The sequence below is a fragment of the Marinobacter alkalisoli genome (genome assembly GCF_045449795.1).
Classification (GTDB): Bacteria; Pseudomonadota; Gammaproteobacteria; order Pseudomonadales; family Oleiphilaceae; genus Marinobacter.
The window spans coordinates 1-14,073 of record NZ_JBJJLB010000006.1 but is presented as its reverse complement, the minus strand read 5'-3'; the positions used below and the strand labels follow the sequence as shown (position 1 = coordinate 14,073).

The following is a 14,073-nucleotide window of genomic DNA, read 5'->3' as shown; positions in this document are numbered from 1 at the left end:
CCGAACGCTACGCTAGCAGTTTTCTCAGGAACCGGGTTGTATGTCCTACCGGATTGGCGTTGTCCTCACTTTCGGCCTCACGCTTCTGGTCTCCTGGACGCTGGGTGGCTGGTTCGGTTATCGACAGGTGGAACAGGAAAGCCTGGAAGAATCCTTTCGCTACCGTCAGCTTGTTGCCAACGAGCTGAATCGCTATCTGCCCATCCCCGAGTTGATGGCTGAGCATCCGTTGATGGAAGAAGCCCTGAGCTCTCCCGAGGACGCACGGATCATTCTTCAGGCCAATGAAGAAATGCAGAGGATGGCCACCATTGTCGGCAGCTCCGACGTGTATTTGATGGATACAGCCGGGCTGACCATCGCGGCCAGCAACTACCGTCAGGAAGACAGTTTTGTGGGCCAGAGCTATCATTTTCGGCCCTACTTCACTGATGCTATGGAAACCGGGGAGTCGGCGATCTACTTTGCGCTGGGTTCCATGTCTGGTGTTCGCGGCCTGTACTTTTCCCATCCCGTTCGTAATGATCGTGGCAACATGCTGGGGGTTATTGCAGTCAAGGTGCTGGTGCAGGAGTTGGAGTCCCAGTGGCACCGGCCTGCTTCGTTACGGGAAACCGAGATGGTAGTGCTGGATCAGGCCGGTATCAGTTTTCTGGCCAGCAAGTCCAAGTGGTTGTACCGCGATTTCAACAGCCCGGAATCGGCCGCGCCCGGCGAGGCCTCCCGCCGGCGTTATCCGGGGCGGGAATTGAGGCCTATCAATTTTAAAGTGCTGGAAAAGCCCTCGGGATTGTCCGAACGGTCTGGCAAAATCCGGATTATGGAAGACGGCGATGCACGGGAGTACCTGAGTGTCAGGACGCCGCTGCCGAGGCTCGACTGGACCTTGCAAGTGATGGTGAGTACCCGGCCCGTGCTCTGGACCCGTCTCGGGTTTGTTGCAGCCGGGATGGGCCTGTTTCTTGGAGGTCTGCTGACCTGGCTGTACGTGCGCGAGCGATATCGCCGTGAGGCGGAACTGGCGTTTCGTGGCGAGCAACTGGAGCGCAGTGTTGCGGAGCGAACGGCGGATCTGGAGCGTTCGAATCAGCAATTGCTGGAAGAGGTCCGCGAACGTGAACGCACCCAGAATGAGCTTCGAGAGACTCAGCAGGAGCTGATTCAGGCGGCCAAGCTGGCCGTTCTGGGGCAGATGTCGGCCGGACTTAACCACGAGATGAACCAGCCGCTGACAGCTATTCAGACGTATGCCCGCAACAGTCGCCGCTTCCTCGAGATGGGCGCTGGCGAGATGGTGGACGCCAATCTGCGCGAAATTGTCTGCCTGTGTGACAAAATGGCGGAGCTCACCCGGCAGTTCAAGGTGTTTGCCCGTAAGTCGGAAGGGCCGCCGGCGATAGTTGATTTCCGGCTGGCCGTGGATGCGGCCCTTAAGATTATTGCTGCGCAGCAAAACAGTTCAAGCACCCGGATTCGCTGGCAGCGGCCGCCGGAACCGGTACAGTGCCACGGTGACCTGATCCGGATCGAACAGGTGATGGTGAACCTGCTGGCCAACGCGGTTCAGGCCGCGGAGGGGCGGGAGACTCCGGAAATCACCGTCTATATCACGGAGAGCGACCAGAACTGGTGCTGCATCGTGCGTGATAATGGCTCCGGCCTGCCGGGTAATACCGAGCAGGTGTTCGAACCCTTTTTTACCACCAAATCGGTGAAGCAGGGCCTTGGACTTGGGCTGTCGATATCACGCCAGATCGTGGATGCGCTGGGCGGAAGCCTGACAGGACGTAACCGGATTGACGGCCTGGGTGCGGAATTTGTGTTAACCCTGAAGAAGCGGGAGACCACGGAATGACAGACGCATCAGTAATCTTTGTGGACGACGACCCGCATATACGCCAGGCCATCGCTCAGACCCTGACGCTGGAAGACTTGCCGGTGGCCTGTTTTGAGGATGCTCCATCAGGTCTTGAGAAAATAACACCCGAGTATGACGGCATTGTGCTGTGTGACTACAACATGCCGGGCATGGATGGCCTGGAAATGCTTGATCGGGTAAGGGCTGTGGATGAGGCGATTCCGGTGATCATCCTCACAGGACAGGGCGACATCAGCACAGCGGTAACCGCCATGCAGCGCGGCGCCTATGACTTCATCGAGAAGCCGTTTGACCATGACGAGCTTGTTGAGCTGCTCCGCCATGCGCTGGAGAAGCGTCACCTGGCTCTGGAAAACCGCCGTCTGAAAGCCCAGTTAAAGCACCTGGCACGGCCCGGGCCCCGGATTCTGGGGGACTCTCCGAGTATGCAAAAGGTGGTGGCGACCATTGATCCGATCCTGGATATCTCCGCCAATATTCTCCTGCACGGCGAAACCGGTTCCGGTAAGGACGCGCTGGCACGGTACATCCACGAGAGCAGCCCTCGCAGCACCCACAATTTCGTGGCTATCAACTGTGGCGCGGTGCCGGAGCACCTGATCGAAAGCGAGCTTTTCGGCCACGAGGCCGGGGCTTTTACCGGTGCGGACAAACGCCGCATTGGCAAAATTGAATACGCCCACAAGGGCACCCTGTTTCTGGACGAGCTGGAAAGCATGCCCATGGCGCTTCAGGTGAAGTTGCTGCGAGTGCTCGAGGAACAACGCGTTGAACGTCTGGGCAGCAACCAGGTGCAGGAGGTGGATGTTCGAATCATCGCAGCCACCAAGGCCGACCTGAAGGCCCTCAGCGACGAGGGGGAATTTCGTGCCGATCTGTATTACCGGTTAAACGTGGTGAAGGTGGATATTCCGCCATTGCGTGAGCGCAAGGAAGATATCCCGCTGCTGTTTCATCACTTCGTATTAATCGCAGCAGCCCGCTATGACCGTGAGAGCATCCCCCTGGATGCCAGCCAGGCAGCGCGGCTGATGCAGCACTCCTGGCCGGGCAATGTCCGGGAGTTACGGAATCTGGCGGAACGCTATGTGCTGCTGGGGCCGATGGCGCTGGAGGAAAACGACCCATCCGCGACCGCGAATGTGCCAGGCCGCCAGACCCTGTCTGAGATGATGGAGGGGTTCGAGCGCTCGGCCATTATTAGTGCGCTGAATGCCTGCCAGGGCAGTATAAAGGACACCATGGTTCAGCTTGGCATTGCCCGTAAAACGCTTTACGACAAGATGAGAAAACATGGGCTGGACAAGGCGCAGTTCAAGGACTGACCTTGCTGCCATGAAAAAGGGTTCCGGTGGGGATCAGTGATCCCCGAAGTCATAGTTCATTTCCGGCACCGGCGCCTGCAGGTAGTAGCCCTGGATATAGTTCACTCCGGCCTGCCAGAGCGTTGCCAGAACCCCGGCATTTTCCACCAGTGGAATAATCGTCAGTTTGCCGGAGCTTTGCAGGCTCTTGACCATTTCCTTGACCTTTTCCTTGGCTTCATCGCTTTTCTGGATTTCCTCGGTGAAAGAGCCGTCAATTTTCACGTAATCCACATTGATGTGCTTCAGTGTATTGAACGGATTGAGGGCGCAGCCGAACTGGCAAATGGAAATCTTGCAGTGCAGTTCATGAATGGCCCTGGAGAATTCCTTGGCCTGTTTCATGTAATTGTTGGCGTCCCCTTCGCGAATCTGGAAAATCAGCGAGTCGCCCGGCAGCCTGGCAGCCTTGAGGGCAACGCTCAGCCAGGAGGTGAAAGTCTTGTCTTCCAGGGTTTCCGCCGTGATGTTCAGGAACAGGCGGGTATCATGACCCCGGGAGCGATGACTGGCCAGTTGCTTGATGGTCTGCAGGATGACCCATCGGTCAATCTTGATGGACATGTCGGTAGGGCCGACCGGTGGCAGGAAACCATACGGGGAGACTTCCTCGCCGTCCTTGTCCAGCATCCGTACAAAGGCTTCGTAGTGTTCTTCGCCATCACCCCGGAGGTTGATGATGGGCTGGAACAGCAGACGGAAGCGGTTTTCGTCCAGGGCTTTCTGGATGGCTTCCGCCGAGTTGTTGTCATCAAGGGCCTCGTAATCAGCCGGGTTGTATACCAATACACCGTTGCCGTGGGCGTGGCCCTCCTTTTTCCTGAGCTCGGCAGAGGCCGTGTGGGCCCGGCCAAGAACGTCCGGCGCTTTCGGCGAATTCTCGGTGATCGCTGCCACGCCAATGCTGAGCGTCAGCTGGACGGTGCGGCCATTGATGTCGAACAGGTGGTCTTCGATGGTTTTGCACAGTGCTTCACATTGGTTTGCCAGTGCTTTTTCATCGCCGGGTTGACACAGGAAACAGAAGGCATCGTCGCTCATACGGGCCAGAGTTGCCTTCTCGGGAGCGTGTTCGCGGAGCATGTTGGCAAGGTCGCCCAGTAGCAGGTCAGCGCCCGCAATACCAACCTGGCTCTTCAGGCTCATGAAATTATCCAGGGCAATGTAGGCCAGGGCGCCGGTTTCGTTGTTCTTGCCGGCGTTGGCAACCGCCTGACCGAGTGCGTCCATCAGGTATTGCCGGTTATAGAGTCCGGTCAGCAGATCCTGGCTGCTGATCTGACGCAGTTTCTCCTCAAGCTCAGCGTCACTGTGTTCTGGCTGCAATACGATCTGGGTGCAGGCTTCGCCATCGTATGTGGCGGCTGACACCGACATGACCACGTTGAGCTCGTTGTCATCGCTGCGACGGGCGACGCAGGTCATGGTCATGCCATCTTTACCGCTCTCGGCGAAAGATTTCATGAATTCCTTGTACCGGTCCTGGCTTTCGGGGATCAGGGTGTCGAGCACGGGTATGCAGATCAGCTCGTCGATGTCGTCGTAGCCGAGAAATTCCATATAGGACTGATTGGCGTAGATGTGCATGCCATCGTTGATATAGGCGATGGCATCCTTTGAGCTCTCCAGCAATAACTGGCACCGCTGTTCGGCTTCCCGCAGGTGTGACTCCAGGACGCGACGGCGTCTACGATCATCCAGGGCTGCCAGTTCCCGGTTCACCACGAGAACCAGTTGATCGGTGTACTGAAACGGCACAGTGTCCTGAGCGCCCGCACGCATGACTGATACGGTCCGGTCCCGGTCATACTCGCCGCTTAACAGGATAAATGGAATATCCTTGTCCATACGACGAATCATCGCCAGTGCGTCGTCAGCGCCGAATTCCTGTTCGATATCCCGGGCCAGTAACAGGTCCCAGTTGCCATTTTTAAGGGCTTCTTCGAGGTCTTCCTCGGAAGTGATGCGGTGAGCCCTGGTGGCTTTTCCGGAGTTCCTCAGCAGGCTGACCAGAGATTCTGCATCGTTCTGTGAGGGATCAAGAATCAGAAGGTGTACGGTGGCGTTCTTTTTCTGCATTCGTCAGACGTCTCGTGATACGCATGGGCATTGCCTCCCCCGTGGTCGGCACCGATGCTGAAGCTACAGGGAGGGCCACAGAGAGTCAAATTCATCCTCATTGGTGCCCGACGTGGGAGTGGGCGTGCCGACGCTGAGAGCCTCGGAATTCTGGAGTTTGAGCTCAAACTGACTGATGCTGCCGGTGGCAGACAGTTTCCGCGACAGCTGGCCAGGGTCTTCACGGCCGTCGTGGAGCAGTGTGATACGGCTGCCGGACTGGAACGGCAGCCTGGGAATGATCAGCGTTGCGGCCTGATTGACGACACTGATCTCTGGCAGCAGCAGTCCCCGCAGGTATTCACTGCTGGCTCCCACTTTCTGGATGAGCCGGACACCGCAGGGAGCGGCGCTGGGCGCCAGTAGTTCAATACCGATCTGGGTGCCTTTGTGCTTGACCTGGCGAATCCAGCGGACCACCGCAATGCTCCAGGGATGGCTGGAATGTTCCCGTACCCCGAGAACCTCACCGGTTTGCAGGGCAGGGGGAACGTTGCTTTCCCAGGCAATGCAATATCCGCCGGGACTGGCATTGACCAGCAGCGCCTGGTGGGATTGAGGCCGATTCTTGCCGGTTTCCGCCAGCGGTGCCCTGGCGGAAGCGCCACGGTAGTTGATGGGGGTGTCCGCCGAGCGGGGGACATCGTCCACGGGGCCGGCATCGTGGGCGCTGGCCCAGACATCCTGTTTCTGGCGGGCAGAGCGGATGAACAGGTTTTCCTCATCGTGCTGGCCGTTGTCATTGCCCTTGATGAACTCGTTAAACGGTTTTTCGCCCGAGACAAAGTAATGCGCGGCAGTCAGCCCGACGCAGACCTCCAGCTTGCCCTGGCTGGAGATGCGATTGAAGTTGCGTTTGGCGAGGATGCCCAGCGCCTGGCTCAGATGCTGCAGCAGTGTTTCATTGACTCTGGGGGGAAGCTGGAGGTCATTGTTGCCCTGACCGCGGGACCCTCTCGCGCCTAATGTTTCTGACAGCATTCGCGATAACTCGCGGGTGTCGAACCCAAAGGTGTCCCCATCGGGGCCGTGCTCCAGAAGGCTGCGATAGACCGGAGGCGTATCCTTCTCCATGTTGACCGCGAACAGACTTTCCTCGCCGGGGTGAGGATCGCAGACGACGTGCCGGGTCCAGGTTTCGAACAGTTCGTATGTGTGCTGCAACTCATTCTGTCGCAGCTGGTTTGGGCGTGCACACCCGAGCAGAAGGATGCGCTTATAGCAATCCTCAACGGTGCTGTTGAGGCGATGGCTCAGGGTGTCATCGTCAATGCTGATGCCAGCAAGCCTGTTGCGATAGGCGAAGCGGAACAGGCGATGGCATTCCAGCCAGCTGTGTGCAGGGCTCGGGCAGTACAGCTGGTGGGCGCGCACGATGGTGGCAGACAGTTCGGATATTGCGCGGTGAACCGACGTGGCAACCGCTTTGCGATTCTTGTCCAGGCTTCCGTTGTCGAGGAACTCCAGTACGCACAGTTTGTAACCGCTGGCGGAGTGTAATTGCAGGGCCTGGGACAGGTTGGCGATCTTGCGTTGTTTTTCGGGCAGTGCAACAGACAGCCCGAGGTAGTGGCGTGACAGTTCCGTGCACACGAAATGAATTTTCGGGCGGATCATTTCAAGGAACTGCAAGCGCTGCTGAGGTGCGATGAAAAGGTGGTTCAGTTCGATGATGGCGTGGTAAAGCTGACGCGAAGCTTCACCAATATTGGCCATCGGCAACTGGTTCGCCCAGTCCCGGAAAGCTTTCGGCGACGTCTCGCAGAACGAGAGGCTCGCCGTTTTCTGCTCGGGAACACGGAGATCGGGTTTCAGGATTATGCCTTCCATTAGTTAGTGCCGTTTTTTGAACTGTAAAATAGCAAAGGCTTAACAAAAAGCGAGAAATTCACGAGTTGACAAACTTTCACAAGTGAATTCAGGCCAACTTTGCCAAACAGATCACGCGAACAGGTCAATCGGCGTTTTTCCCGCTTTGCCCGGAATCTCACGCACCAGTCTGGGCACCAGGAAACCAGGCAGTGTCGCCAGCAGGGTACGCACAATCTCTCTTGCCTGCTCGTCACTGACGTCAAAATGATGGGCGCCAGCCACGGGATCAAAAGCGTGAAGGTAGTAGGGTAGCACGCCTGCATCAAAAAGCCGTTCGCTGAGTTCTGCCAGGGTGTCCGCGCTGTCGTTGACGCCTCTGAGAATGACGCTCTGGTTGAGCAGCGTGACGCCCGCCGCCCGCAGGTAGCCAAGGGCCTGGCGAGTCTGATTGTCCAGCTCCGCCGGGTGGTTTACGTGAAGTACCATGACCGTTTGCAGGCGGGTCTTTGACAGCCAGGACAGCAGTGAGTCACAAACCCGCTGCGGGATCACCACCGGTAACCGGGTGTGGATCCGTAACCGCCGGATGTGGGGTATGGTGCTGATCGCCTCCACCCAGGCGGACAGCAGCCGGTCATTGACGGCCAGAGGATCACCGCCACTGAAAATGACTTCGTTGAGTTGCGAGTCTCGCGCCAGCGTGTCAATGACATGGTCCCGGTCGGCCGCTGACATACGATGTTCATCATAGGGGAAATGCCGACGGAAACAGTAACGGCAGTTAATAGCGCATTGGCCGGTCACCATCAGCAGAGCCCTGCTGCGGTACTTGCGGATCAGCCCGGTGGTTTCTTGCGCGTCGGACTCCTGCAGCGGATCGGATACATAACCGTCAGCGGGCTCGTCTTCCATCGCCAGCGGCAGTACCTGGCGTAGCAGCGGATCCCGGGGATTTCCCCGTGCCATCCTGTTCAGGTAGGGTTCCGGCACTCTGACGGGGAACAGCCGGTGGCCACGCTCAGCGCCGGCCAGCCATTGCCCGGGGTCCAGATCCAGGCGCCGGAGCAACTGATCCGGCGTGGTCACGGACTCCGACAGCAGCTGTTGCCAGCTGCGGGAGTCGTTATCGGCCAGGCGGGCTTCTATACGGGTGGGGGTTCGCTGTATCATAGCGACCCTTGAATTTTTAATCGCATCTTTTCGGGTGAACATTTCATGGCTTCATATTCTACCAATGAATTTCGCGGCGGTCTTAAGGTTTTGCTGGATGGCGACCCCTGCGTGATTCTTGAGAACGAATTCGTAAAGCCGGGTAAAGGCCAGGCCTTTAACCGGGTAAAACTCCGTAATCTGATGAGCAACCGGGTGTGGGAACGTACCTTCAAGTCCGGCGAAAGCCTGGAATCGGCTGATGTCATGGACCAGGACATGGAGTACCTGTACACCGACGGCGAATTCTGGCATTTCATGCTCACCGACGGTTCCTTTGAGCAGTATCCTGCCGATGCCAAGGCGGTCGGGGATACGGTGAAATGGCTGAAAGAGCAGGATGTGTATACGGTCACCCTTTATAACGGCGCACCGCTCTCCGTTTCGCCACCCAACTTTGTCGAGCTGGAAGTGGTAGACACCGACCCCGGCATGAAAGGCGATACCGCCCAGGGTGGGTCCAAGCCGGCTACCCTGTCCACCGGCGCCGTGGTCAACGTGCCGTTGTTCATCACCATTGGTGAGGTGTTGAAAGTGGATACCCGCTCCGGCGAGTACGTCAGCCGCGTCAAGAGCAGCTGAAGGCCATTGTTATGAGCCGAGCGTTAGAGTGGCAGCCTTCGGCTTCACTAAGCGCCCTGAAAAGCCGCGCAGACCAGCTAGCCTGGGTGCGCGGCTTTTTTGCGCAAAGGGGGGTGCTGGAAGTGGAAACACCGGTACTGGGTCGTTGTGGAGTAACGGATCCCAATCTGGACGGTATTTCCGCCAATACCACGGCCGTGGCCGGCGGTGTTGCCGGTGGCTGGCTTCAGACCTCCCCGGAATATCACATGAAGCGCCTGCTGGCAGCCGGTTCTGGCCCCATTTTTCAGGTTTCCAGAGTGTTCAGGGACGGGGAGCGCGGGCGCCGTCATAATCCGGAATTTTCCATGCTGGAGTGGTACCGGCCCGGGTTTACCGACGGTGACCTGATGGCGGAAGTCAGTGACCTGGTGGCCGGCTGGCTGGAGTGCAAGCCGCCGGAGATGATGGATTATGGTGAAGCGTTTCGCCGGTTTGCCGGCCTGGACCCTTTCCTGGCGTCTGACCGGGAGTTGGCGGGTTGCTGCGAGCAATGGCTGGAGTCGGAACAGGCGATGGCTCTGGGGCGTGATGGTTGCCTCGATCTGATGATGAGCTATCTGGTGGAGCCGGCCCTGGCGGACTACGGACCGGTATTCATCACTGGCTATCCCGAATCTCAGGCGGCGCTGGCCAGGGTCAGCGAGCGCGATGGAGTCCGGCAGGCCCACCGCTTTGAACTGTATGTCCAGGGCGTCGAGTTGTGTAATGGTTACTGGGAGCTGACCGATCCGGCCGAACAGAGCAGGCGATTTGCGGCCGACAACCGGATCCGGCGTCAGTCCGGAAAGCCTGAAATGGCAGTGGATTCAGCCCTGCTGCATGCCATGGAGGCGGGGATCCCCGAGTGTGCCGGCGTCGCCCTGGGGCTCGACCGATTGCTTATGCTGAAGCTGGGAACCAGTGATATTGCTGATGTGCTTGCCTTTCCATCCGAACGTGCCTGAGCGCCCCAGACCGCTTGCAGGGGCGCTGAATGGTCGCGCCTTCAGGCCAGGGTACCGAAGGCTTGCCCCATCCTGACTGTTTTTCCGGGAACTTCGTCCTCATTCCATGCTACGGAACCTTTCGGCATCACCAGCACAACCGTGGATCCCAGGCGGAAACGGCCCATCTCCTCGCCTTTTTCAAAGCGGATGTCCGTCTGGCCATCGTCGTAACGGGTGGACGTAACCTGGCCGGTGCCGGGCGCAACAACGCCGCCCCAGATGGTTTCAACGCTGCCAACAATCATGGCCCCCACCAGCACCATCGCCATCGGGCCCGCGTCGGTATCGAAAATGCAGGCAACGCGCTCGTTCCGGGCAAACAGGTTAGGCACGTTCTCGGCGGTGACCGGGTTAACGGAAAACAGCTTGCCTGGGACGTACACCATTTCCCGCAGCTTGCCCGCCAGGGGCATGTGTATCCGGTGGTAGTCCTTGGGGGCTAGGTAGATGGTGGCGAATTCACCTTCCGCGAAGTCTGCCGCCCGTTGTTCATCGCCTCCGAGCAATTCCGTCAGGCTGAAAGACTGGCCTTTGGCCTGAAATACGCGGTCACCGGTGACGTGTCCGAGCTGGCTGATGGCGCCGTCCACCGGACTGATCAGCGCGGAGTCCCGGCTGTCGACCGGGCGTAACCCGGGCTTCAGGGCGCGGGTGAAAAAGGCGTTAAAGCTTGGATAGGCTTCCGGGTCCGATTCCACTGCTTCGCTCATGTTTACGCCATAGCGGCCGATAAACCAGCGAACAACGCGGTTCTTGAGCGCCGGGGTGCGGTCATTGTCCGCCAAACGACCTGCCAGCCTGGAAATAGCCAACTGGGGAGTTATGTACTGGCTCAAAACGAAGAACTTGTTGAACATTAAACGGGATCCTTTGCGCTCGAAGGCGCGAAGTTTACCAAATACGGCGGCGTGTATAGAAATTGTTTCACAGCTTCGCGGTTCGCATCGGCCCTTGCTATTATCACCTCTGTTCTGGCAGTGCGATTGCGAACACAAATTTCCGATAACTATTACATAAGGCGTTTTTTCTTCCCATGTTGCTCATTATCGGTGCGGTCATTGTAATTGCGAGTGTTCTCGGCGGGTATGTCCTGCACGGCGGTAACCTGATGGTGCTGTGGCAGCCCACCGAGGTATTGATCATTGGTGGCGCAGCGGTCGGCTCCTTTGTCATCGCCAACCCGATGCACACTGTGAAAGAAGTGTTTCAGGGGATAATGCGGCTGTTGACCGGTTCGCCATACAACAAGGCGTTCTACGTCGACCTGTTGAGCCTGTTGTACGACATCTTTGACAAGTCACGGAAGCAGGGGGTGATGGCCATCGAGGAAGACATCGATAATCCCGAATCCAGCCAGATTTTCTCCCGCTACCCGGCCATTATGAAGTCGAAGCAATTGCTGGCGTTCATCACCGATTACCTGCGCATCATCAGTTCCGGCAACATGGCGACCCACGAACTCGAAGGCATGATGGAAAACGAGATCGACAGCCGTCAGCACGAACTGGAAGAACCGGCCCACGCGTTGAACAAGATTGCCGATGCGTTGCCCGGGCTGGGGATTGTTGCTGCGGTGCTCGGTATTGTTATTACCATGAATTTCCTCACCGAAGGCCCCGAAAAAATCGGCCTGAGTGTGGCCGCCGCGCTGGTGGGCACCTTTCTTGGCATCTGGATGGGTTACGGCTTTGTTGGCCCCACCTCCATCGCCCTGGAGCACGCCGCCAAGTACGAGCTGAAGGCCTATGAGTGCGTAAAGGCCTCGGTGGTGGCAACGGTTTCCGGCCAGGCACCGCAGATGGCCATCGAATTTGGCCGCAAGGCGCTGCCAACGGACAAGCGCCCCGAGTTTCAGGAGCTTAACGACCACGTCCGGTCGAAGTAAGGTTATTCAGGGGCTGTTGGAGCAGGTTTGTGGAAGAACAACCGATCATCGTAAAACGCAAGAAAAAGGTAGCGGGCGGCCACCATGGTGGTTCCTGGAAAGTTGCCTTCGCAGACTTTGCGACTGCGATGATGGCGTTTTTCCTCGTGTTATGGCTAACGGCCACCGCCTCTCCCGAGCAAAAACGGGCGGTAGAAGGTTACTTCAAGGACCCGGTTGGTTTTACCGAGGGTGGCTCACCGAACCCGGTCGACCTGGAAGGCAGTGCTTCGGTCGTTAATGAGAGTACCCGGGATATCGAAAGGAGTGATATCCAGATCGAAGACCAGGTGGTGGAAGAGCTGGCGGAAACCCTTGAACAGCGACAAATGGAAGAGCTGTTCCAGGAACTCCAGGAGCGCATCGAGGAGAGCGAGACGCTGCAGGAGTTCAAGGACCAGTTGCTGATCGATATTACCAGCGAAGGGCTGCGGATCCAGATCGTGGATCGTTCCCAGCGCCCGATGTTCGACAGTGGCCGGGCGGAGCTGAAGTACTATTCCCAGGATATTCTGTTTGAACTGGCCAAACCGTTGGGTGCGGTGAGTAACAAGCTGAGCATCACCGGTCATACCGATGCCACGCCCTTCAACGGACGTCCGGGCTATACCAACTGGGAGCTGTCCGCCGATCGCGCCAATACCGCACGTCGGGCGTTGGTTGCCGGCGGTGTAGGCGCCCGCCAGATTGCCAGGGTCGTCGGCCTGAGTGACTCGGTCCTTTTCGACAAAGATGACGCCACGGCGCCGGTGAATCGCCGCATATCGATCATCGTCCTCAACAAGAAAGCCGCAGCAGGTATCCAGAGCAATGCTGGGCGCGGCGATGAACCGTTGATTGATCTGACCCGACCGACAGAGGCGGAGCAGGAAGAGGCAATGGAAAACCTGGAGCAGGGCGACTGGATGCGAGAGCAGGAAGAGCCCGCCGAGGGCGAGCTCAACTGGTAACTGCCCGGCCTTGCTCAGTCGAGCTTGAGGCCCCGCGACTGCTGCTCCGCCATGTCCTTGAGGATGCGATGGAAACTCTTCAGTCGCGGATAGCTGATGCGTCCTTCTTCTGCAGCTGCATCAATGGCGCAACCGGGATCCCCCAGATGACGGCAGTTGCGAAAACGGCAGTGGCCGATCAGGTCGCGGATTTCCCGGAATCCGTATTCGATTTCCTGGGGCGTCATATGCCACAGCCCGAATTCCCGGATGCCCGGAGAATCAATCAGATCCCCTCCGATGGCAAGGTGGAACAGCTTGGCGGTAGTGGTGGTATGGGTGCCCTTGCCAGTACTCTCCGACAGTGCCCCGACCCTCAGTGATTCCTCCGGTAGCAAAGTCTGGATAATCGATGACTTGCCTACACCAGACTGGCCCACAAACACGCTGGTCTGGTTCCTGACCAGGTCTTCCACCTGCGGTGACGGCGTACTGCCGGACGCCGTGGCGGAAGTGCGCACCACCTGGTAACCCAGCGCTTCGTAGCGACCCAACAATTCATCAACACCCTGTCGATTCTGATCGGTCAGCAGGTCAGTCTTGTTCAGCAGGATAACCACCGGGATGTCGGTGCTCTCGGCAGCCACCAGATACCGGTCAATCAGGTTGTCATGGGGTTCTGGCTCCGACGCGATCACCAGAATAATATGATCGATATTCGCCGCCACCGGCTTCAACGCCCCGAAGTTGTCCGGGCGTTGCAGCAGATTGGTGCGATCACAGCGGGCGACAATGACACCGGTTTCGCTCTTGCCCGGTCGCCAGATAACTTTGTCGCCGGTCACCAGGCTGTCGATGTTGGCGCGCACAAAGCAGCGCACCACCTGACCCTGGTGTTCGCCTTCCAGCGCTTCCACATCCAGCTGCTGACCGTAGTGGGCAATGATTAGCCCCTGTTGTTCTGCACCCAGCTCGCCGGCTTCGGTCAGCTCCTCAATGGCTTTCTCCTTACGGGAAACCCGCGCCGTCCGTTCCGCCTGGATTTTCTTGATGCGCCATTGCTGCTGTTTGTTCAGTCGCCGTTTTGCCATGAAGTAATTTCTGGATTCTTGATGAAGGGTGGTATTTGCTGTGACATCATACGCTAACCTGAGGATCGCAGCCCGCACGATTGGCATCAACCTCTGAGAATTTATCTGACTTTACGGGCACTGGCGGGTGCCACGCT

11 protein-coding genes are annotated in these 14,073 nt (G+C 58.0%); 6 read left to right on the top strand and 5 right to left on the bottom strand.

Translation table 11 applies throughout. The features are described 5' to 3' along the window. The first annotated feature begins 40 nt into the window (after nt 1-40). Both ACJO3M_RS01835 and ACJO3M_RS01830 read left to right on the top strand, forming a co-directional pair. A complete protein-coding gene (locus ACJO3M_RS01835; protein ID WP_406999192.1) occupies nt 41-1,855 on the top strand; it encodes a sensor histidine kinase in 1,815 nt (604 codons plus the stop codon). Further along, nucleotides 1,852-3,204: a sigma-54-dependent transcriptional regulator gene (locus ACJO3M_RS01830; protein WP_406999190.1), complete on the top strand. Its 1,353-nt coding sequence runs from the start codon at nt 1,852-1,854 to the stop codon at nt 3,202-3,204. The genes ACJO3M_RS01835 and ACJO3M_RS01830 overlap by 4 nt, the downstream gene beginning before the upstream one ends. Nucleotides 3,205-3,237: 33 nt before the next feature. On the opposite strand, the gene ACJO3M_RS01825 is transcribed toward ACJO3M_RS01830, so the two are convergent. The 3 genes from ACJO3M_RS01825 to epmB form a co-directional block, all read right to left on the bottom strand. Continuing rightward, nucleotides 3,238-5,322, bottom strand: a complete 2,085-nt coding sequence (locus tag ACJO3M_RS01825; protein WP_406999188.1) for an EAL domain-containing response regulator — start codon at nt 5,320-5,322, stop codon at nt 3,238-3,240. A gap of 63 nt (nt 5,323-5,385) precedes the next feature. Next, the gene (locus ACJO3M_RS01820; protein ID WP_406999186.1) at nt 5,386-7,191 is read right to left on the bottom strand and encodes a cyclic-di-GMP receptor FimW-related protein; all 1,806 of its coding nucleotides are present in this window, start codon (nt 7,189-7,191) and stop codon (nt 5,386-5,388) included. A gap of 111 nt (nt 7,192-7,302) precedes the next feature. Beyond that, nucleotides 7,303-8,343, bottom strand: coding sequence for an EF-P beta-lysylation protein EpmB (epmB, locus tag ACJO3M_RS01815; protein WP_406999184.1), 1,041 nt, complete (start codon nt 8,341-8,343; stop codon nt 7,303-7,305). A gap of 45 nt (nt 8,344-8,388) precedes the next feature. Here epmB and efp point away from each other — a divergent pair, with 45 nt between their 5' ends. Next, complete coding sequence (efp, locus tag ACJO3M_RS01810) at nt 8,389-8,964, top strand: elongation factor P (protein WP_406988829.1); 576 nt, start codon at nt 8,389-8,391, stop codon at nt 8,962-8,964. Between the two features lie 11 nt (nt 8,965-8,975). Beyond that, on the top strand, nt 8,976-9,950 hold the full coding sequence (gene epmA, locus ACJO3M_RS01805) for an EF-P lysine aminoacylase EpmA (protein WP_406999182.1): 975 nt from the start codon (nt 8,976-8,978) through the stop codon (nt 9,948-9,950). A 41-nt stretch (nt 9,951-9,991) separates the two neighbouring features. On the opposite strand, the gene asd is transcribed toward epmA, so the two are convergent. Continuing rightward, nucleotides 9,992-10,849 carry an archaetidylserine decarboxylase gene (asd, locus tag ACJO3M_RS01800; RefSeq protein WP_406999180.1) on the bottom strand — a complete coding sequence of 286 codons (858 nt, stop codon included), beginning with the start codon at nt 10,847-10,849 and terminating at the stop codon, nt 9,992-9,994. 176 nt (nt 10,850-11,025) lie between these two features. On the opposite strand from asd, the gene motA reads away from it, so the two are divergent. Both motA and motB read left to right on the top strand, forming a co-directional pair. Then, the gene (gene motA / locus ACJO3M_RS01795; RefSeq protein ID WP_406999178.1) at nt 11,026-11,877 is read left to right on the top strand and encodes a flagellar motor stator protein MotA; all 852 of its coding nucleotides are present in this window, start codon (nt 11,026-11,028) and stop codon (nt 11,875-11,877) included. 29 nt (nt 11,878-11,906) lie between these two features. Beyond that, nucleotides 11,907-12,866, top strand: a complete 960-nt coding sequence (gene motB / locus ACJO3M_RS01790; RefSeq protein WP_406999176.1) for a flagellar motor protein MotB — start codon at nt 11,907-11,909, stop codon at nt 12,864-12,866. A gap of 14 nt (nt 12,867-12,880) precedes the next feature. On the opposite strand, the gene rsgA is transcribed toward motB, so the two are convergent. Further along, nucleotides 12,881-13,936 carry a small ribosomal subunit biogenesis GTPase RsgA gene (rsgA, locus tag ACJO3M_RS01785; protein ID WP_406999174.1) on the bottom strand — a complete coding sequence of 352 codons (1,056 nt, stop codon included), beginning with the start codon at nt 13,934-13,936 and terminating at the stop codon, nt 12,881-12,883. Nucleotides 13,937-14,073 lie beyond the last annotated feature (137 nt).

Coding starts and splice junctions, on each gene's coding strand:
- epmA (WP_406999182.1), top strand. CDS start 8,976: ATGAGCCGAGCGTTAGAGTGGCAGCCTTCGGCTTCACTAAGCGCCCTG.
- ACJO3M_RS01825 (WP_406999188.1), bottom strand. CDS start 5,322: ATGCAGAAAAAGAACGCCACCGTACACCTTCTGATTCTTGATCCCTCA.
- rsgA (WP_406999174.1), bottom strand. CDS start 13,936: ATGGCAAAACGGCGACTGAACAAACAGCAGCAATGGCGCATCAAGAAA.
- asd (WP_406999180.1), bottom strand. CDS start 10,849: ATGTTCAACAAGTTCTTCGTTTTGAGCCAGTACATAACTCCCCAGTTG.
- epmB (WP_406999184.1), bottom strand. CDS start 8,343: ATGATACAGCGAACCCCCACCCGTATAGAAGCCCGCCTGGCCGATAAC.
- ACJO3M_RS01835 (WP_406999192.1), top strand. CDS start 41: ATGTCCTACCGGATTGGCGTTGTCCTCACTTTCGGCCTCACGCTTCTG.
- efp (WP_406988829.1), top strand. CDS start 8,389: ATGGCTTCATATTCTACCAATGAATTTCGCGGCGGTCTTAAGGTTTTG.
- ACJO3M_RS01830 (WP_406999190.1), top strand. CDS start 1,852: ATGACAGACGCATCAGTAATCTTTGTGGACGACGACCCGCATATACGC.
- ACJO3M_RS01820 (WP_406999186.1), bottom strand. CDS start 7,191: ATGGAAGGCATAATCCTGAAACCCGATCTCCGTGTTCCCGAGCAGAAA.
- motA (WP_406999178.1), top strand. CDS start 11,026: ATGTTGCTCATTATCGGTGCGGTCATTGTAATTGCGAGTGTTCTCGGC.